Genomic DNA, 18,039 nt, shown 5'->3' with positions numbered 1-18,039 from the left:
AGTTAATGTGCAGAAGGTTTTGCGCGCACCAAAACAGGTCATTTATTGAAATGAACGCCACATTGTAGGGCGGGATTTTCCGCTTTAAGGTACTTTTCCGCCTGACAGGCGTGAAATTGGGGCAAAAAACCCATGCTGGGGCACTGGCATGCAATTTGCTCCCTTGTGAGGCAGGTTGCCTTGGCAGAGTATTCGCGCCGGCATCACCCACATTTAAGGGCATCCATTACTAGCCCGAAGCCACCCGGAGGACACTATGTCGAAGTCGGTTCAACTCATCAAAGATCATGACGTCAAGTGGATTGATCTGCGCTTCACGGACACCAAAGGCACTCAGCACCACGTGACCATGCCGGCTCGCGATGCGCTGGATGACGACTTCTTCGAAGTCGGCAAAATGTTCGACGGTTCCTCCATCGCTGGCTGGAAAGGCATCGAAGCCTCCGACATGATCCTGATGCCGGACGACTCCACCGCTGTCCTGGATCCGTTCACCGAAGAACCGACCCTGATCTTGGTCTGCGACATCATCGAGCCTTCGAGCATGCAAGGCTACGACCGCGACCCACGTGCGATCGCCAAGCGCGCCGAAGAGCACCTGAAAGCCACCGCTATCGGTGACACCGTATACGCCGGTCCAGAGCCAGAGTTCTTCATCTTCGACCAGGTCAAGTTCAAGTCCGACATTTCCGGTTCCATGTTCAAGATCTACTCTGAACAAGGTTCGTGGATGTCCGACCAGGACATCGAAGGCGGCAACAAAGGCCACCGTCCAGGCGTCAAAGGTGGGTACTTCCCGGTTCCACCGTTCGACCACGACCACGAAATCCGTACCTCCATGTGCAACGCACTGGAAGAAATGGGCCTGACCGTCGAAGTTCACCACCACGAAGTGGCGACTGCCGGCCAGAACGAAATCGGCGTCAAGTTCAACACCCTGGTGAAGAAAGCCGACGAAACCCAAACCCTGAAGTACGTTGTACACAACGTTGCTGACGCTTACGGCCGCACCGCGACCTTCATGCCGAAGCCACTGTACGGCGACAACGGTTCGGGCATGCACGTTCACATGTCCATCTGGAAAGATGGCAAGAACACCTTCGCAGGCGAAGGTTATGCCGGCCTGTCCGACACCGCCCTGTACTTCATCGGCGGCATCATCAAGCACGGTAAGGCCCTGAACGGCTTCACCAACCCGGCGACCAACTCCTACAAGCGTCTGGTTCCAGGCTTCGAAGCTCCAGTGATGCTGGCCTACTCGGCTCGCAACCGCTCCGCTTCGATCCGTATTCCTTACGTGTCGAGCCCGAAAGCCCGCCGTATCGAAGCACGCTTCCCGGATCCGGCTGCCAACCCGTACCTGTGCTTCGCCGCACTGCTGATGGCTGGCCTGGATGGCATCCAGAACAAGATCCACCCTGGCGATGCCGCTGACAAAAACCTGTACGACCTGCCGCCTGAAGAGGCCAAAGAGATCCCACAAGTTTGCGGCAGCCTGAAAGAAGCCCTGGAAGAGCTGGACAAAGGTCGTGCGTTCCTGACCAAAGGCGGCGTTTTCAGCGACGACTTCATCGACGCTTACATCGCCCTGAAAAGCGAAGAAGAAATCAAGGTACGTACCTTCGTACACCCACTGGAATACGAGCTGTACTACAGCTGCTGATCCGGTAGCGCCGCAACACACGGCGTGACAAAAAGAGGCCTCCTTCGGGAGGCCTTTTTTGTGGGCAACTTCCGACAATGAAACTCGACATCTCCTCGGGCACACACAGCATCGTCCGGCATCAACCAACTTGAATGACTCGTAGCCTGTTCACTACCTGCAATCAACGGATGGAATGATGAAAACCTTCCCACTCAAGACGCTACTGGCCGCTCTCACCGCCCTCGCCCTTCTGGGCTGCACCACAAAACCCCCATCGACAGAAATCAAACGGGAAATCCTGCTTCAAAGCAGCAAGTCGTGGGATAGCACACCTTACGTTCGCTACCCGGATGCCGCGCCCGAGCTGACAGTGCTCAAACTCACGATCCCTGCCAATAGCAAACTCCCCTGGCACACCCATCCGATTCCCAACGCGGCTTACATCCTCTCTGGCGAGCTAACCGTCGAAGACAGGAACAGCGGCCAGACCCGGCGCATCAAACAAGGCGAAGCGCTGGCCGAAATGGTCAATATCACTCATCGCGGCGTCACCGGCGATGAACCGGTAGAACTTGTTGTGTTCTATGCTGGGAGCGAGGGTATTCCATTGGCGGAGTAGTCTTTGCTTCACACAGGGAGTCCGAATGCGGCCACTGTTATTACTTCTACTGCTGTCCTTCAATTTTCCCGTGATGGCCAAAATCTACAAATACACCGATGCCGCCGGTAATACCGCCTACAGCAATCAACCGCCCGCTGGTGTTGAAGTCCGGGCGGTTGATTTGCCGCCGCTCAACAGCATCGAACGCCAACCGCCCAGCGCTCCTGCACAACCTCAGGCAGGTAATGACGCCGAGCCAATCCACGGTGCGTACGAAAAACTGGAACTCACCGGCCTGCCCACAACAGAAGCGTTACGCGCCAACAATGGCACCTTCACGATAAACGTACTGATCAAGCCGCGCCTGCAAGGTCTCCACCTGCTGCGCCTGCTGCTGGACGGTCAGCCCTACGGCCAGCCAGGCAACGTGCCGACCCTGCAACTGGTGAACATCGATCGCGGCGAACACCGCCTCGCCGTGCAAGTGATCGATGGTGAAAACGTTGTGCAGCAGAGTCCCGCTGTGACATTCACCGTACAGCGGGTGCACAAGCCTTGAAGGCCTGGCTACTGATCGCCAGCCTGATCGCCCTGCCCGTGTCGGCAGAGGTCTTCATGTATGTCGACGCCCAAGGCAATCGGGTTTTCACCGACCAGCCAAAATCCGGCAACGCCAAGCGTGTACCGCTGACAACGAGCAATCGAATAGCGGCCAACCCCACCAGTGCAGCGCCGCTGCTTGCCCAGAGCAGCCCTGAAGTACAAGCGCTGTTCCACTATGAGGTGCTGCGCATCCTGATCCCGGAACCCGACGCAACCATCCGCAGCAACACCGGAGAAGTCATCGTCAGCGCCACCAACGAACCCGCCCTGCAACCCGGTCACCGCTACCGATTGCTGCTCGACGGTCAGCCCACCGCCGAACCCGGCCTGAGCCCGGTGTTCGCTTTGAGCAACATCGATCGCGGCAGCCATACCCTGTCCGTGGAAATCCTCGACGAACAGGGGCGCATCGTCGAACGCACCGCCAGCCAACCTTTCCACATGCAGCGCACGTCTCTCGCCCAGAAGCGCAGGATCAAACCCTGCACTCTCGAAGACTACGGCCAGCGGCCGGAATGCCCGCTCAGCGACAAACCCGGCGAAGAAAAAAATCCTTTCCTGCGACTTTTCTAACCTCACTCAGCTTTGCGCACTATATTGGTGCAATTGCTTGCACCGTACTCACATTCCAACCCATTTTGGTTCGAAAGTACCCGCAGAGGCTGGCAGAACGCCACGCAAACGAGCGTCAAACGCCTGTTTCAGGCGCTGAACGCTTCTTTTCGGAGCCTTGGTTTGGTTTTTGCATTTTGCCCGTACCAGCGTTTTTTTTGCGCATGCTCTGCCCTAAAAGAGGTCCAGATGACCATTAGCGACGCACTCCACCGTTTGCTACTCGACAACCTCACCACTGCCACCATCCTGCTCGACGCCGAACTGCGCCTCGAGTACATGAACCCGGCGGCGGAGATGCTGCTGGCCATCAGCGGCCAGCGCAGCCATGGGCAATTCATCAGTGAGTTGTTTACCGAATCGACCGAGGCGCTGAACTCGTTGCGCCAGGCCGTCGAACAGGCGCATCCGTTCACCAAGCGCGAGGCCATGCTCACCGCCCTCACCGGCCAGACCCTGACCGTCGACTACGCGGTAACGCCGATTCTGAGCAATGGCGACACAATGCTGCTGCTCGAGGTCCACCCCCGTGACCGCCTGCTGCGGATCACCAAGGAAGAAGCACAGCTATCGAAACAGGAAACCAGCAAGATGCTGGTGCGCGGCCTTGCCCATGAAATCAAGAACCCCTTGGGCGGGATTCGCGGCGCGGCACAATTGCTCGCCCGGGAGCTGCCGGAAGAAAGCCTGCGCGACTACACCAACGTCATCATCGAAGAAGCCGACCGCCTGCGTAATCTGGTCGATCGCATGCTCGGCTCCAACAAGCTGCCGTCGCTGGCCATGTGCAATGTCCACGAAGTGCTTGAGCGTGTGTGCCATCTGGTGGAGGCCGAAAGCCAGGGCTGCATCACCTTGGTGCGCGACTACGATCCAAGCATCCCCGACGTCCTGATCGATCGCGAACAAATGATTCAGGCTGTCCTGAACATCGTGCGCAACGCCATGCAGGCCATCAGCAGCCAGAACGAACTGCGCCTGGGCCGCATCAGCCTGCGCACCCGCGCCATGCGCCAGTTCACCATCGGCCACGTGCGCCATCGCCTGGTGACCAAGATCGAGATCATCGACAACGGTCCGGGCATCCCTGCAGAACTTCAGGAAACCATATTCTTCCCCATGGTCAGCGGTCGTCCGGACGGTACCGGGCTGGGCCTGGCCATTACCCAGAACATCATCAGCCAGCACCAGGGCCTGATCGAATGTGACAGCCACCCCGGCCACACCACCTTCTCGATCTTTCTGCCACTGGAACAAGGAGCCACATCGACATGAGCCGTAGTGAAACCGTGTGGATCGTCGATGACGACCGTTCTATCCGTTGGGTCCTGGAAAAAGCCTTGCAACAGGAAGGCATGACCACGCAAAGCTTCGACAGCGCCGATGGCGTGATGAGCCGTCTGGCGCGCCAGCAACCGGACGTGATCATTTCCGACATCCGCATGCCCGGCGCCAGCGGCCTGGAGCTTCTGGCGCGGATTCGCGAACAGCACCCACGGCTGCCAGTGATCATCATGACCGCTCATTCCGATCTGGACAGCGCTGTCGCGTCCTATCAGGGCGGCGCCTTCGAGTACCTGCCCAAACCGTTCGATGTCGACGAAGCGGTTTCCCTGGTCAAGCGCGCCAACCAGCACGCCCAGGAACAACAAGGCCTGGAAGTTGCCCCGACCCTGACCCGCACCCCGGAAATCATCGGCGAAGCGCCGGCGATGCAGGAAGTGTTTCGCGCCATCGGACGCTTGAGCCACTCCAACATCACCGTGCTGATCAATGGTGAATCGGGTACCGGTAAAGAACTGGTGGCCCACGCGCTGCATCGCCACAGCCCGCGCGCCGCTTCGCCGTTTATTGCGTTGAACATGGCGGCGATCCCCAAAGACCTGATGGAATCCGAACTGTTCGGCCATGAAAAAGGCGCATTTACCGGCGCGGCCAACCTGCGACGCGGGCGCTTCGAACAGGCGGATGGCGGGACACTGTTCCTCGATGAAATCGGTGACATGCCAGCCGACACCCAGACCCGCTTGCTGCGGGTACTGGCCGATGGCGAGTTCTACCGCGTCGGCGGCCATGTGCCGGTGAAGGTCGATGTGCGCATCATCGCCGCGACTCACCAGAATCTGGAAACCCTGGTGCACGCCGGGAAATTCCGTGAGGACTTGTTCCATCGCCTCAACGTGATCCGCATCCATATCCCGCGCCTGTCGGACCGTCGCGAAGACATCCCGACCCTGGCCAAGCACTTCCTCGGCCGCGCCGCCCAGGAGCTGGCAGTCGAGCCGAAGCTGCTGAAAAGCGAAACCGAGGAATACCTGAAGAACTTGCCGTGGCCCGGCAACGTGCGTCAGCTGGAGAACACCTGCCGCTGGATCACGGTGATGGCTTCGGGTCGCGAAGTTCACATCGGCGACCTGCCGCCGGAGCTGCTGAGCCTGCCGCAGGACTCGGCACCGGTTACCAACTGGGAACAGGCCCTGCGTCAGTGGGCTGACCAGGCGCTGGCCCGTGGTCAGTCGAGCCTGCTCGACAGCGCCGTGCCGGCCTTCGAGCGGATCATGATCGAGACCGCCCTCAAACACACCGCCGGTCGCCGCCGCGATGCCGCCGTCTTGCTGGGCTGGGGACGTAATACCCTGACCCGCAAGATCAAGGAATTGGGGATGAAGGTTGATGGCGGGGATGATGATGAGGGGGATGAGGGCTAAACAGCCTTTAGTACTTCGCTGTCAGTTACATCCAATCGCGAGCAGGCTCGCTCCCACAGTGGATTTTCGGTGTTCTCACTATCGTGTAGACACCATTGAACCCTGTGGGAGCGAGCCTGCTCGCGATGCTTTTAGAGCCATCAATGCACCGACTGAATGCACCGTGAACCGCAATCGCGCACAAAAACAGCTTCGAATCCCCGCCTGCTTTCGCAATCGAATCCCTTTCGAAAGAACACGAAACCCCCGAATCCCAGGGCTTTCAGCGCATCAAAGCGATTTTTTGTTCCAAACTGTTAAAACCTGGCACGCCCCCTGCAATAACCCTTTCAAGTGAATCAGTTCACTTACCCGGTTTCGGGGACCTTGGTACAGGCAGGCCGGGGATTCCCCTCTTTACATCGGCTCACACCGCACCCGCGACGAGCCCAGCCGTTTTGGGGCCCTTGATACAGGCAGGTCAGGGGTTCCCTCTTTACACCAGGCTCACACCGCACTCGCGACGAGCCTCCCGTTTCGGGAACCTTGGTACAGGCAGGCCGGGGATTCCCTCTTTTATTGCTCCCGGAGATGGATCTCCAGCCGCCAGCGGTCATCGACCTCGCTACCAGCCCATTGGCCGTGCAGAGGCCGGGCCGCCACCAGTGTCAGCAACAACCCCCCATCGCTCAAACGTACCCGCCAGTTCACGTCCTTGCCGCCGAGCTTGAGCTGACCTTTCTGCGCCTTGCCCTCGGCGCCAAACAGCAGCGCGACACTGCCATCAACCATCTCGCCGTGGGTCTTGGGTTCGTTGTTGAACCACACCACCAGCCCGTCGTTCGTCACTTCCACCTGTTGCAACTGACTGGGGTCTGGCGTGGTCAGGCGACCGATCATCATCCCGACCATCACCCCGACAATTGCCAGCGAGCCCATCACCCGCAGGAATAGTTTCGAACGCACGCCGGCTTGCGGCGTAGAATGCGCGTCATCTTTACCTTCGGAGCCGTGCATGTTTCACGTCATCCTTTTCCAACCAGAAATTCCGCCGAATACCGGCAACGTTATCAGGCTGTGCGCCAACAGTGGCTGCCACCTGCATTTGATCGAACCGCTGGGCTTCGAGATGGACGACAAGCGTCTGCGCCGGGCCGGTCTCGATTACCACGAGTATGCCACCCTGCAACGCCACGCGGACCTTGCCAGCTGCCTGGAGAGCCTCGGCCATCCACGGCTGTTCGCCTTCACCACCAAGGGTTCGCGGCCGTTCCACGATGCCAGCTTCGTTCCGGGCGACGCGTTCCTGTTCGGTCCGGAAAGCCGTGGCTTGCCCGCCGAAGTGCTGGACGCCCTGCCCGGCGAGCAACGCCTGCGCCTGCCGATGCGCGAGGGCTGCCGCAGCCTGAATCTGTCGAATACCGTGGCGGTGGCCGTTTACGAAGCCTGGCGTCAGAACGACTTCAAATAACACCGCATAAAAAATGTGGGAGCGGGCTTGCTCGCGAAGGGGTCATCAGCTTCAACATGAATGTCGACTGAAAAACCGCTTTCGCGAGCAAGCCCGCTCCCACATTGGACTTGCTTCGACGTTCAGAAATGCTTACTGAACGGTCGGAGTCTCGCCAGCAGCCTGCATGCGTTGCAGCTCTTGAGCGTACAGCGCATCGAAGTTCACTGGAGCCAGCATCAGTGCCGGGAACGAACCGCGGGTCACCAGGCTGTCCAGGGTTTCGCGAGCGTACGGGAACAGGATGTTCGGGCAGAACGCACCCAGGGTGTGGCTCATCGAAGCGTCGTCCAGGTTCTTGATCAGGAAGATACCGGCCTGTTGCACTTCAGCGATGAATGCCACTTCGTCACCGTTTTTCACGGTAACCGACAGGGTCAGCACGACTTCGTGGAAGTCAGCTTCCAGCGTCTTCTGACGGGTGTTCAGATCCAGAGCAACGCTCGGCTCCCACTGCTGGCGGAAGATCGCCGGGCTTTTCGGAGCTTCGAAGGACAGGTCACGCACATAAATGCGCTGCAAGGAGAATTGCGGTGCAGTTTCTTCTTCGTTCGCAGCAGTGTTCTGTTGGTCAGTCATCGCAGATCCTTCTTGATCCAGTGTTCATTTAGGTTTGCTTGTTTGGGGTATTGCCGTCAGGCCCTGAGCAGCGCGTCGAGCTTGCCGGCGCGGTCCAGGGCGAACAAATCATCACAACCGCCCACGTGAGTGCTGCCAATCCAGATTTGCGGCACGGACGTACGCCCGGCCTTCTGGGCCATCGCAGCGCGCACCTGCGGCTTGCCATCGACCTTGATCTCTTCGAAGGCCACGCCTTTGTTCTCGAGCAGGTACTTGGCTCGTGAGCAGTAAGGGCAGTAATCGCTGGAATAGACGACGACGCTACTCATATCACTTCACCAACGGCAGATTGTCGGCTTTCCAGCTGGAGATACCGCCGGACAGCTTGGCGGCGGTGAAACCGGATTTCATCAATTCGCGGGCGTGGGTGCCAGCAGTCTGGCCCATGGCGTCGACCAGGATGATGGTCTTGGCCTTGTGCTTTTCCAGCTCGCCAACGCGGGCGGTCAGTTTGTCCTGAGGAATGTTCAGCGCGCCGACAATGTGACCGGCGGCGAAATCCTTGGTCGGACGAATGTCGATCACTACGCCTGCGTCCTTGTTGACCAGGCCGGTCAGTTCGCCGGTGCTCAGGCTGCGGCCGCCGCCCTGCATTTGATAGGCAATCAGCAACGCCAGCAGAACGACGAAGATACCGACGAGAATGTAGTGGTTAGTGGCGAATTGAATCAGGTTAGCAACCATCGAAGGAGGTTCCAGGGCGTTAAAATGTCGGCCAGTATACACAGCCACTATGGTGGGCCAAACCCCGTCCGGCGGTGACGTGGCTGGAACTTCGCTTTAAACTGCGACTCCTTTTTCCATTACCCCTTTTACCTCAGCCACGAGTGGATTCCATGACTACCACGCCTAAACCTTTGGTCCTGATGATTCTCGACGGCTTCGGTCACAGTGACAGCCCCGAATCCAACGCCATCTATGCGGCCAGGAAGCCCGTACTCGACCGTTTGTGGGCCACCGTACCGAACGGCCTGATCTCGGGCAGCGGCATGGACGTCGGCCTGCCGGATGGCCAGATGGGTAACTCCGAAGTCGGCCACATGAACCTGGGCGCCGGCCGCGTGGTGTATCAGGACTTCACTCGCGTGACCAAATCGATCCGCGACGGCGAGTTCTTCGAGAACCCGACCATCTGCGCTGCCGTAGACAAAGCCGTCGCCGCCGGCAAAGCCGTGCATTTCATGGGGCTGCTGTCCGATGGCGGCGTACATAGCCACCAGGATCACCTGGTCGCCATGGCCGAACTGGCCTTCAAGCGCGGCGCCCAGAACATCTACCTGCACGCCTTCCTCGACGGCCGCGACACCCCGCCGAAAAGCGCGCAGTCGTCGATCGAACTGCTCGACGCGACCTTCCAGGCCTTGGGCAAAGGCCGGATCGCCAGCATCATCGGCCGCTACTACGCCATGGACCGCGACAACCGTTGGGACCGTGTATCCCAGGCCTACAACCTGATTGTCGATGGCCAGGGCGAATTCAACGCCGCCACTGCTCAGGAAGGCCTGCAAGCGGCCTACGAGCGTGGCGAGAGCGACGAATTCGTCAAAGCCACCTCCATCGGCGAGCCGGTAAAAGTCGAAGACGGCGACGCCGTAGTGTTCATGAACTTCCGCGCCGACCGTGCCCGCGAGCTGACCCGCGTGTTCGTCGAAGACAACTTCAGTGAGTTCGAGCGTGCCCGCCAACCGAAACTGGCCGGTTTCGTCATGCTGACCCAATACGCCGCCAGCATCCCTGCGCCGTCGGCTTTCGCTGCCGGCAGCCTGGAAAACGTGCTGGGCGACTACCTGGCGAAAAACGGCAAGACCCAGCTGCGCATCGCCGAAACCGAAAAATATGCCCACGTGACCTTCTTCTTCTCCGGCGGCCGCGAAGAACCGTTCCCGGGCGAAGAGCGCATCCTGATTCCGTCACCGAAAGTCGCCACCTATGACTTGCAACCGGAAATGAGCGCGCCGGAAGTCACCGACCGCATCGTCGATGCGATCGAAAACCAGCGTTACGATGTGATCGTGGTCAACTACGCCAACGGCGACATGGTTGGCCACAGCGGCGTGTTCGAAGCGGCGGTCAAGGCCGTTGAATGCCTGGACCTGTGCGTGGGTCGCATCGTCGATGCCCTGGAAAAAGTCGGCGGCGAAGCCTTGATCACCGCTGACCATGGCAACGTCGAGCAAATGTCCGATGAAACCACTGGCCAGGCGCACACTGCGCACACCACTGAGCCGGTACCGTTCATCTATGTCGGCAAGCGCGACCTGAAGGTCCGCGAAGGCGGCGTGCTGGCGGACGTGGCGCCGACCATGCTGAAGCTGCTGGGCCTTGAGCAACCGGCGGAAATGACCGGGACTTCGATTCTGGTGTAACCCGACCGATCAAACACCCCAATACCCTGTGGGAGCGAGCTTGCTCGCGATAGCAATCTGACAGCCAACATCTATGTTGAATGATCGGACGCCATCGCGAGCAAGCTCGCTCCCACAGTGGTTTATGGAGTTTTCGAAATGGAATTCAGTCTGTCGCTTGCTCCAGTCATCACACAGTCAGAAATGGGCATTTTTTTTGCCGCCCATGGCGGGCATACTAGGCCGTCCCTTTCCCTGGTGCCGCCCGCCCCTATGCTCCGCATCCTGACTGCCCTAGCCCTGACCTGCCTGCTCCAACCGGCTTTCGCTGACGAGCGCGCAGATACCCAACAACAGTTGGACGCCACGCGTCAGGACATTGCCGAGCTGAAGAAGCTGCTGGGCAAGCTGCAGGAAGAAAAGTCCGGTGTGCAGAAAGAGCTCAAGGGCACCGAAACCGAAATGGGCAAGCTCGAGAAGCAGGTCGATGCCCTGCAAAAAGAGCTGAAGAAAAGCGAAGCCGAGCTGCAGCGACTCGATGCGGAGAAAAAAAAACTCCAGAGCGCGCGCATTGAACAGCAACGACTGATCGCCATTCAGGCCCGGGCGGCCTACCAGAACGGTCGCCAGGAATACCTCAAGCTGCTGCTCAACCAGCAGAATCCGGAAAGATTCGCCCGCACCCTCACCTATTACGACTACCTGAGCCAGGCTCGCCTGGAGCAGTTGAAGAATTTCAACGAAACCCTGCGCCAACTGTCCAATGTCGAGAAAGACATCGCCATGCAGCAGGCGCAATTGCTGGTGCAGCAAAGCAGCCTCGACACCCAGCGTGACGAGCTCGAGAAAGTCCGCAAGGAGCGCCAGCAAGTCCTGGCCAAGCTCAATGACGACGTAAAGGCTCGCGATCAGAAACTGGCGGCGCGCGAGCAGGATCAAGCAGACCTGTCTAAAGTCCTTAAAACCATTGAAGAAACCCTGGCACGCCAGGCTCGTGAGGCAGAAGAAGCGCGACAAAAAGCGCTGATTGCCCAGCAGGAAGCCGAAAAAAAGCGTTTACGTGAGGCCCAGGCGCAGGCAGATGCCAGCGACGACGCCCCACGCAAACCGGTCAGGTCGACACCTGGCGCACTGGTTTCCAGTTCCGGCGAGACCTTTGGCGGCCCGTTTGCGTCAACCCGCGGCAAACTTCCCTGGCCTGTCGATGGTCGACTGCTGGCGCGCTACGGTGAAAGCCGTGGCGACGATGCCCGGACCAAGTGGGATGGCGTGATGATCGGCGCATCTGCCGGCAGCACCGTGCATGCGGTGCATGGAGGTCGCGTAGTGTTTGCCGACTGGCTGCGAGGCGCCGGGTTGCTGGTGATCCTCGACCACGGCAACGGTTTTTTGAGTCTTTATGGTCACAACCAGACGCTGCTCAAGTCTGCGGGTGACGTGGTAAAAGCCGGCGAGTCCATCTCCACTGTGGGTAGCAGTGGCGGACAAGATACACCGGCATTGTATTTCGCGATTCGTCAGCAGGGTCACCCGAGTGATCCGGCACAATGGTGCCGCGCGCAAGGATAAGCGCGTTACCTAATTCAGGAGTTTGTTAGACATGCTGCATTTGTCCCGCCTTACCTCGCTGGCCCTGACGATCGCCCTGGTGATCGGCGCGCCTCTGGCGTTTGCCGCTCAACCAGCCCCGGCGGTTGCGCCTGCGGGCACTGCTGCGACCACCAAGGCGCCACTGCCGCTGGATGAGTTGCGCACCTTTGCCGAGGTGATGGACCGGATCAAGGCCGCATATGTCGAACCGGTGGACGACAAGACCCTGCTGGAAAACGCCATCAAGGGCATGCTCAGCAACCTCGACCCGCATTCGGCCTACCTGGGCCCTGAAGATTTCGCCGAGTTGCAGGAAAGCACCAGCGGTGAATTCGGCGGCCTGGGCATCGAAGTCGGTGCCGAAGACGGCTTCATCAAGGTGGTGTCGCCCATTGACGACACTCCAGCCTCCAAGGCCGGCATTCAGGCCGGCGACTTCATCGTCAAGATCAACGGCCAGCCGACTCGCGGCCAGAGCATGACCGAAGCCGTCGACAAGATGCGCGGCAAGATCGGCCAGAAAATCACCCTGACCCTGGTGCGCGACGGTGGCACGCCGTTCGACGTGACCCTGACCCGCGCCGTCATTCAAGTGAAGAGCGTGAAGAGCCAGTTGCTGGAATCGGGCTATGGCTACATCCGCATCACCCAGTTCCAGGTCAAGACCGGTGAAGAGGTTTCCAAGGCCCTGGCCAAGCTGCGCAAGGACAACGGCAAGAAGCTCAAGGGCATCATCCTTGACCTGCGCAACAACCCGGGCGGCGTGTTGCAAGCGGCGGTGGAAGTGGTCGACCACTTCATCACCAAGGGCCTGATCGTTTACACCAAGGGCCGCATCGCCAACTCCGAGTTGCGTTTCTCTGCCACCGGCAAGGACGAAAGCGAAGCCGTGCCAATGGTCGTGCTGATCAACGGCGGCAGCGCCTCGGCTTCGGAAATTGTCGCCGGCGCCCTGCAGGACCAGAAACGCGCCGTGCTGATGGGCACTACCAGTTTCGGCAAAGGCTCGGTTCAGACGGTTCTGCCGCTTAACAACGAGCGCGCATTGAAGATCACCACGGCGCTGTATTACACGCCGAACGGCCGTTCCATCCAGGCCCAGGGCATCGTGCCGGATATCGAAGTACGCAAGGCCAAGATCACCAGCGAGCAGGACAGCGATTACTTCAAGGAAGCTGATTTGCAGGGTCACCTGGGCAATGGCAACGGCGGCGCCGACAAACCGACCGGCACCAGCGGCAAGGCCAAACCAATGCCACAGGACGATGATTACCAATTGGCCCAGGCCCTGAGCCTGCTCAAAGGGCTGAGCATCACGTCCGGCCGTTGAGATGCTTCTGCGGTTGCTGATCGGTCTGTTGTGTTGTCTGGCGGGTGTTGCTCACGCAGAACCCGCCGGATCGACACCCCACAAAGCCTACCTGAGCCTTATCATCGATGACCTGGGGCAGAACCTGCCCCGGGATCGCCGCGTGCTCGCCCTGCCCGGCCCGGTGACCACGGCAATCATGCCCGACACGCCCCACGCCACCGAATTCGCCCGCGAAGCCCATCGCGCCGGCAAGATCGTCATCCTGCACATGCCCATGGATCCGGCCACCGGACCGTTCGCCTGGCATCCTGAGTTGCCCGTCGACGAGCTGGAAAAACGCCTGAACGCTGCGTTCAAAATGGTCCCGTACACCAGCGGCATCAACAATCACATGGGCAGCCGCATGACCGCACAGCCAGCCGCCATGGCGTGGTTGATGGCGGATTTGCAGCACCGGCATAATTTCTTCGTCGACAGTCGCACCAGCGCCCAGACCGTGGCCGCTGCCCAAGCGCAGAAGATCGGTTTGGCGAGCGTTTCGCGGGATGTGTTTCTCGACGATGAGCGTACTGAAGCAGCGATTTTGACCCAGTTGCAGACAGCGATCAGTCTCGCGCACAAGCAAGGTTCGGCGGTGATGATCGGGCATCCGTATCCACAGACGCTGGCGGTGCTGGAACGCGAACTACCCAAGCTCAAGGCTCAGGGGATCGAGTGGATTGATATCCGGCAGATGATCAGTGTGCGTGGCAATCGGGCGACGGCTGCGCATGGCAAGGATGGCCAGTACCGCCTCCCGACCACCCGGTAATTCCTCGCAGCCCACTCCATTTCGCGATAACTATTTATACCTGTCGGTACACGGATGCGTGCCACGATGGCGCTCACCCTGAATTTCATCACCAAGGAATGGACATGAAATATCTCAGCTTCTTCTTCGCAGGCCTGATTGGCCTGCTGGCTATTTCCGCAGTGCAGGCTCGCGACCTGGGCGAAGGCGCCGTCAATGATTCACCGTCGAGAGCTTTGCAAAACAGCGAACATCTTTATGAAATCTGGAGCGGTGTGGGACGACTCAGCCTCCAATCGGGCGAGACCTGCAGCGCCGTTCTACTGGATACGCGGAACAGACAAGGCCGAGCCACTGGCCCTGCTTATCTGCTCACCAGTGGTCATTGCGTATTCTTTCAGTACGGTTCGGCGCGGACCAATCTGCCTTTGAAAGCCAGCGTCACCTTCCACTACTTTCATGACACGCCTCAGCGTAAGCGCCGATACGCCATCCGGACCGCCCGATGGAGCAGTCTGGTCGGGACCGATCTTGCAGTACTCGAGGTCGACGCGACATTGGCGTCGCTGATCCAGGCAGGGGTCAATCCGCTCAAGCTGGCGTCCCATCAAACCTACGAGAGTCAGGATGCGCTTAACATTGGCGCGCCGAACGGCTTTACCGAACACGGGCTTCGATTGAGCGCCTGTGCTGAACAAACCGCCGGAACATTCATCGATCACCCTGGGGTGTTCCCTTTGGCCATGAAAAACAGCTGCGATCTTCACGCTGGCAGCTCCGGTAGTCCGATGCTGAACCGCCGCACCAACGAAATCACCGGCATCGTCAGTAAAGTCGTGGCTTCGCGCAATACACCAGCGCCGCCTGGCTGTGAGCACTCGACGTCTTGCAGGGCCGCCCGCTTCAACTACAGCTACTCTGCCAACTTCCTGCACAAGTGCTTTATTGACGGTGTCTTCACCAGCGATGGGGCAAACTGTTCGTTGGAGCCGGTCGAGCTGACCGTCACGGAGCCCTGGAAGCTCAAGTCATACGTTCATAGAACGCAAAACCCGGATGGGCAGATCGTATTGCCTACGTGGGACTTCAGGTTCTCCCTCGAGGCGCCCTTCTACCGCTACAAAACGGCCCATAACGCCAGGGACTGCTATGCTCCCGACAATTACAGCGCCGCCATCAGCGCTGAAGACGCTTACATCAATACAGAAATCGGGCCACAAAGCGGCGCACATGCACTTTGCATTATCGGCATCAGTTCCGGGGAACAGCACCTGACAAGGGCGACATTGAATAACGTGTTTACAAGTGCCGTGTACTTGAGCGCTACGCCAGCCGCTCCGTCTCAGGTTGTATCGAAGTGATGGTTACAGATACTTCGCCATGATGTCGTCCACCACGCCTTCCTTGCGCATCTGATCCAGCGCCGCCTGGAGCTTGGCCACCGTCTCGTCCGGCACGTCCTTGTTCAGTGCCAGGTAAAGTTCGGCACTGTTGAAACGCAGTACGGTTTTCAACCCGTTAACCCCTTCCTGGCGCGCCAGATAGCGCCCGGCCGGGTCACCGGTGGCCCACAGGTCGATCTGGCCGTTGACCAGCTTCCTGGCGTTGTCCTGATCACGCAGCACAACGATCGGGTTGAGGCCTTGCTTGGCCAGGGTCTCGGCAATCGCATCGCCCTTGTAGGCGCCGATCTTGTATTTGCGCGCGTCATTCAAGGTTTCGAGGGTGATCTTGCTGTCAGCCTTGGCGAGCATGATCCAGTCGTCCGGGCCAATCGGGCCGACCCACCTGAATAGCTTCTCGCGATCCGGCAACCGGGCCATGACGAATACGCCGTAACCGGGTTTCTCCAGGGTGAGTTTGTAGATTCGCTCCCAAGGGAAACGCAGCGTCAGGCTGTAGGTAATGTCGGCGCGTTTGAACATCTCGCGGACGATATCGGTGGCGATGCCATTGATGTTCTCGTCCTGAGCGAAGTTCTTGCCGTTCTTCGCCATGTTATACGGCGGGAAGTTCTCCGTCAGCAACACCAGATCGGTATCGGGGCTTTCGGCAGCGTGCGCCCCGTTGATGAGCAATAGAGAAGCACTGGCGAGAACGAGAAGAAAGCGTTTAAGCATGTCTGGCTACCGAAATCCATGGCGTACCCAAGAGTGCCTTGGGTACGCCATGGTGTCCACTGGCCTGTTGTTTAACGCATCACGATTCCGCGATGGGCCATATAGGCCTTGGCTTCCTGCACCGTGTATTCGCCGAAGTGGAAAATACTCGCCGCCAGTACCGCGCTGGCGTGGCCTTCGATAATGCCGTCGGCCAAGTGTTGCAGGTTGCCGACACCGCCGGAGGCGATCACCGGAATGCCCAGCGCATCGCTGATCGCTCGGGTAACGCCCAGGTCGAAACCGTTTTTCATGCCGTCCTGGTCCATGCTGGTCAGCAGGATTTCGCCGGCACCCAGGCCTTCCATTTTCTTCGCCCACTCAACGGCGTCGAGGCCGGTTGGCTTGCGACCGCCATGGGTGAAAATTTCCCAGCGCGGGGTTTCGCCCGGCCCGGAAACCTTCTTCGCGTCGATGGCCACCACGATGCATTGCGAACCGAAATGCTGTGCGGCTTCGCCGACAAACTCCGGGTTGAACACCGCTGCAGTGTTGATCGAGACCTTGTCCGCACCGGCATTGAGCAGATTGCGGATGTCCTGCACGGTGCGCACGCCACCGCCCACGGTCAGCGGGATGAACACCTGGCTGGCCATGCGCTCAACGGTGTGCAGCGTGGTGTCGCGGCCATCGACGCTGGCGGTGATGTCGAGAAAGGTAATCTCGTCGGCGCCCTGCTCGTCGTAGCGACGGGCGATTTCCACCGGGTCACCGGCGTCGCGGATGTTTTCAAATTTCACACCCTTGACCACCCGGCCGTTGTCCACGTCCAGGCAAGGGATGATGCGTTTGGCCAGCGCCATGATCAGTCCTCAGCCTTTGTACGAATCGCAGAAAGCTTGCGCTTCAGCGACATCGAGGGTGCCTTCGTAGATCGCACGGCCTGTGATCGCACCGATGATGCCCGGCGCCTTGGCGTCGAGCAGGGTCTTGATGTCACCCAGGTTGTGGATGCCGCCGGAAGCGATCACCGGGATCTTTGTTGCAGCAGCCAGTGCGGCGGTGAACGGTACATTGCAGCCCTGCATCATGCCGTCTTTGGCGATGTCGGTATAAACGATCGAAGACACGCCGTCGGCTTCGAACTGCTTGGCCAGATCGATCACCTGGATGGTGCTGATTTCAGCCCAGCCGTCAGTGGCGACAAAACCGTCTTTGGCATCCAGACCCACGATGATTTTGCCCGGGAACGCGCGGCAGGCTTCGGCGACGAAGGCTGGATCTTTCACGGCCTTGGTGCCGATGATCACGTAGCTCACACCCGCTTTCACGTAGTGCTCGATGGTTTCCAGGGAGCGGATACCGCCGCCGATCTGGATCGGCAGGTTCGGGTAGCGCTTGGCGATGGCGGTGACCACTTCTCCGTTGACTGGCTGGCCTTCGAACGCGCCGTTCAGGTCGACCAGATGCAGACGACGGCAACCGCCCTCCACCCACTTGGCAGCCATGCTCACCGGGTCATCGGAGAACACTGTGGAATCTTCCATGCGGCCCTGGCGCAGACGAACACAGGCACCGTCTTTAAGATCGATAGCGGGAATAATCAGCATCTGGCAAACCTTCA

General features: G+C 59.4%; 19 protein-coding genes. 12 read left to right on the top strand and 7 right to left on the bottom strand.

What is annotated here, in order from left to right:
* The first annotated feature begins 256 nt into the window (after positions 1–256).
* From glnA to ntrC, 6 genes are all read left to right on the top strand, one after another.
* Positions 257–1,663, top strand: coding sequence for a type I glutamate--ammonia ligase (glnA, locus tag AC3IT9_RS01715; RefSeq protein WP_008002929.1), 1,407 nt, complete (start codon positions 257–259; stop codon positions 1,661–1,663).
* 178 nt (positions 1,664–1,841) lie between these two features.
* Entirely contained in the window at positions 1,842–2,264 is a 423-nt protein-coding gene (locus AC3IT9_RS01710) for a cupin domain-containing protein (protein ID WP_150726634.1), read from the top strand.
* A 25-nt stretch (positions 2,265–2,289) separates the two neighbouring features.
* Positions 2,290–2,805: a DUF4124 domain-containing protein gene (locus AC3IT9_RS01705; protein ID WP_489271820.1), complete on the top strand. Its 516-nt coding sequence runs from the start codon at positions 2,290–2,292 to the stop codon at positions 2,803–2,805.
* Positions 2,802–3,422, top strand: coding sequence for a DUF4124 domain-containing protein (locus tag AC3IT9_RS01700; RefSeq protein WP_489271819.1), 621 nt, complete (start codon positions 2,802–2,804; stop codon positions 3,420–3,422). Before AC3IT9_RS01705 ends, AC3IT9_RS01700 begins: the two co-directional genes overlap by 4 nt.
* 228 nt (positions 3,423–3,650) lie before the next feature.
* On the top strand, positions 3,651–4,736 hold the full coding sequence (gene glnL, locus AC3IT9_RS01695; protein WP_057712404.1) for a nitrogen regulation protein NR(II): 1,086 nt from the start codon (positions 3,651–3,653) through the stop codon (positions 4,734–4,736).
* Positions 4,733–6,169: a nitrogen regulation protein NR(I) gene (gene ntrC / locus AC3IT9_RS01690; RefSeq protein WP_046040882.1), complete on the top strand. Its 1,437-nt coding sequence runs from the start codon at positions 4,733–4,735 to the stop codon at positions 6,167–6,169. Before glnL ends, ntrC begins: the two co-directional genes overlap by 4 nt.
* Positions 6,170–6,724: 555 nt before the next feature.
* Here ntrC and AC3IT9_RS01685 read toward each other — a convergent pair.
* A complete protein-coding gene (locus tag AC3IT9_RS01685; RefSeq protein ID WP_489271818.1) occupies positions 6,725–7,165 on the bottom strand; it encodes a hypothetical protein in 441 nt (146 codons plus the stop codon).
* On the opposite strand from AC3IT9_RS01685, the gene AC3IT9_RS01680 reads away from it, so the two are divergent.
* Positions 7,164–7,619 (top strand): tRNA (cytidine(34)-2'-O)-methyltransferase, encoded by a 456-nt coding sequence (locus tag AC3IT9_RS01680; RefSeq protein WP_150755639.1) that lies wholly within the window; start codon positions 7,164–7,166, stop codon positions 7,617–7,619. The two genes, AC3IT9_RS01685 and AC3IT9_RS01680, sit on opposite strands and share 2 nt — an antisense overlap.
* Before the next feature lie 132 nt (positions 7,620–7,751).
* Here AC3IT9_RS01680 and secB read toward each other — a convergent pair whose 3' ends face one another.
* The 3 genes from secB to AC3IT9_RS01665 are packed head-to-tail and all read right to left on the bottom strand — an operon-like array spanning position 7,752 to position 8,963.
* Positions 7,752–8,237 (bottom strand): protein-export chaperone SecB, encoded by a 486-nt coding sequence (secB, locus tag AC3IT9_RS01675; RefSeq protein WP_057397192.1) that lies wholly within the window; start codon positions 8,235–8,237, stop codon positions 7,752–7,754.
* 56 nt (positions 8,238–8,293) lie between these two features.
* Positions 8,294–8,548, bottom strand: a complete 255-nt coding sequence (gene grxC, locus AC3IT9_RS01670; protein WP_150726523.1) for a glutaredoxin 3 — start codon at positions 8,546–8,548, stop codon at positions 8,294–8,296.
* A 1-nt stretch (position 8,549) separates the two neighbouring features.
* On the bottom strand, positions 8,550–8,963 hold the full coding sequence (locus AC3IT9_RS01665) for a rhodanese-like domain-containing protein (RefSeq protein WP_008047735.1): 414 nt from the start codon (positions 8,961–8,963) through the stop codon (positions 8,550–8,552).
* Positions 8,964–9,115: 152 nt separating this feature from the next.
* On the opposite strand from AC3IT9_RS01665, the gene gpmI reads away from it, so the two are divergent.
* From gpmI to AC3IT9_RS01640, 5 genes are all read left to right on the top strand, one after another.
* The gene (gpmI, locus tag AC3IT9_RS01660) at positions 9,116–10,645 is read left to right on the top strand and encodes a 2,3-bisphosphoglycerate-independent phosphoglycerate mutase (RefSeq protein ID WP_150755638.1); all 1,530 of its coding nucleotides are present in this window, start codon (positions 9,116–9,118) and stop codon (positions 10,643–10,645) included.
* A gap of 252 nt (positions 10,646–10,897) precedes the next feature.
* The gene (locus AC3IT9_RS01655; protein ID WP_150726521.1) at positions 10,898–12,193 is read left to right on the top strand and encodes a murein hydrolase activator EnvC family protein; all 1,296 of its coding nucleotides are present in this window, start codon (positions 10,898–10,900) and stop codon (positions 12,191–12,193) included.
* Between the two features lie 31 nt (positions 12,194–12,224).
* A complete protein-coding gene (locus AC3IT9_RS01650; RefSeq protein ID WP_150726520.1) occupies positions 12,225–13,544 on the top strand; it encodes a S41 family peptidase in 1,320 nt (439 codons plus the stop codon).
* 1 nt (position 13,545) lies between these two features.
* Complete coding sequence (locus tag AC3IT9_RS01645) at positions 13,546–14,337, top strand: divergent polysaccharide deacetylase family protein (protein WP_489271817.1); 792 nt, start codon at positions 13,546–13,548, stop codon at positions 14,335–14,337.
* Between the two features lie 104 nt (positions 14,338–14,441).
* Entirely contained in the window at positions 14,442–15,677 is a 1,236-nt protein-coding gene (locus tag AC3IT9_RS01640; RefSeq protein ID WP_150755635.1) for a trypsin-like serine peptidase, read from the top strand.
* 3 nt (positions 15,678–15,680) lie between these two features.
* Here the strand turns inward: AC3IT9_RS01640 and AC3IT9_RS01635 are convergent, their stop codons facing one another.
* From AC3IT9_RS01635 to hisA, 3 genes are all read right to left on the bottom strand, one after another.
* Positions 15,681–16,436 (bottom strand): substrate-binding periplasmic protein, encoded by a 756-nt coding sequence (locus tag AC3IT9_RS01635; protein ID WP_150755634.1) that lies wholly within the window; start codon positions 16,434–16,436, stop codon positions 15,681–15,683.
* A 71-nt stretch (positions 16,437–16,507) separates the two neighbouring features.
* The gene (gene hisF / locus AC3IT9_RS01630) at positions 16,508–17,278 is read right to left on the bottom strand and encodes an imidazole glycerol phosphate synthase subunit HisF (RefSeq protein ID WP_007972752.1); all 771 of its coding nucleotides are present in this window, start codon (positions 17,276–17,278) and stop codon (positions 16,508–16,510) included.
* 9 nt (positions 17,279–17,287) lie between these two features.
* A complete protein-coding gene (gene hisA / locus AC3IT9_RS01625; RefSeq protein ID WP_027617356.1) occupies positions 17,288–18,025 on the bottom strand; it encodes a 1-(5-phosphoribosyl)-5-[(5-phosphoribosylamino)methylideneamino]imidazole-4-carboxamide isomerase in 738 nt (245 codons plus the stop codon).
* Positions 18,026–18,039 lie beyond the last annotated feature (14 nt).

The sequence above is a fragment of the Pseudomonas sp. KH_046_1 genome, from assembly GCF_057839025.1.
This window is presented reverse-complemented; position numbering and strand designations above follow the sequence as displayed.

What these genes read in the sequence shown, in the direction of transcription:
- glnA (WP_008002929.1), top strand. Translation starts at nt 257, where the DNA reads ATGTCGAAGTCGGTTCAACTCATCAAAGATCATGACGTCAAGTGGATT.
- AC3IT9_RS01710 (WP_150726634.1), top strand. Translation starts at nt 1,842, where the DNA reads ATGAAAACCTTCCCACTCAAGACGCTACTGGCCGCTCTCACCGCCCTC.
- AC3IT9_RS01705 (WP_489271820.1), top strand. Translation starts at nt 2,290, where the DNA reads ATGCGGCCACTGTTATTACTTCTACTGCTGTCCTTCAATTTTCCCGTG.
- glnL (WP_057712404.1), top strand. Translation starts at nt 3,651, where the DNA reads ATGACCATTAGCGACGCACTCCACCGTTTGCTACTCGACAACCTCACC.
- ntrC (WP_046040882.1), top strand. Translation starts at nt 4,733, where the DNA reads ATGAGCCGTAGTGAAACCGTGTGGATCGTCGATGACGACCGTTCTATC.
- AC3IT9_RS01680 (WP_150755639.1), top strand. Translation starts at nt 7,164, where the DNA reads ATGTTTCACGTCATCCTTTTCCAACCAGAAATTCCGCCGAATACCGGC.
- AC3IT9_RS01685 (WP_489271818.1), bottom strand. Translation starts at nt 7,165, where the DNA reads ATGCACGGCTCCGAAGGTAAAGATGACGCGCATTCTACGCCGCAAGCC.
- secB (WP_057397192.1), bottom strand. Translation starts at nt 8,237, where the DNA reads ATGACTGACCAACAGAACACTGCTGCGAACGAAGAAGAAACTGCACCG.
- grxC (WP_150726523.1), bottom strand. Translation starts at nt 8,548, where the DNA reads ATGAGTAGCGTCGTCGTCTATTCCAGCGATTACTGCCCTTACTGCTCA.
- AC3IT9_RS01665 (WP_008047735.1), bottom strand. Translation starts at nt 8,963, where the DNA reads ATGGTTGCTAACCTGATTCAATTCGCCACTAACCACTACATTCTCGTC.
- gpmI (WP_150755638.1), top strand. Translation starts at nt 9,116, where the DNA reads ATGACTACCACGCCTAAACCTTTGGTCCTGATGATTCTCGACGGCTTC.
- AC3IT9_RS01655 (WP_150726521.1), top strand. Translation starts at nt 10,898, where the DNA reads ATGCTCCGCATCCTGACTGCCCTAGCCCTGACCTGCCTGCTCCAACCG.
- AC3IT9_RS01650 (WP_150726520.1), top strand. Translation starts at nt 12,225, where the DNA reads ATGCTGCATTTGTCCCGCCTTACCTCGCTGGCCCTGACGATCGCCCTG.
- AC3IT9_RS01645 (WP_489271817.1), top strand. Translation starts at nt 13,546, where the DNA reads ATGCTTCTGCGGTTGCTGATCGGTCTGTTGTGTTGTCTGGCGGGTGTT.
- AC3IT9_RS01640 (WP_150755635.1), top strand. Translation starts at nt 14,442, where the DNA reads ATGAAATATCTCAGCTTCTTCTTCGCAGGCCTGATTGGCCTGCTGGCT.
- AC3IT9_RS01635 (WP_150755634.1), bottom strand. Translation starts at nt 16,436, where the DNA reads ATGCTTAAACGCTTTCTTCTCGTTCTCGCCAGTGCTTCTCTATTGCTC.
- hisF (WP_007972752.1), bottom strand. Translation starts at nt 17,278, where the DNA reads ATGGCGCTGGCCAAACGCATCATCCCTTGCCTGGACGTGGACAACGGC.
- hisA (WP_027617356.1), bottom strand. Translation starts at nt 18,025, where the DNA reads ATGCTGATTATTCCCGCTATCGATCTTAAAGACGGTGCCTGTGTTCGT.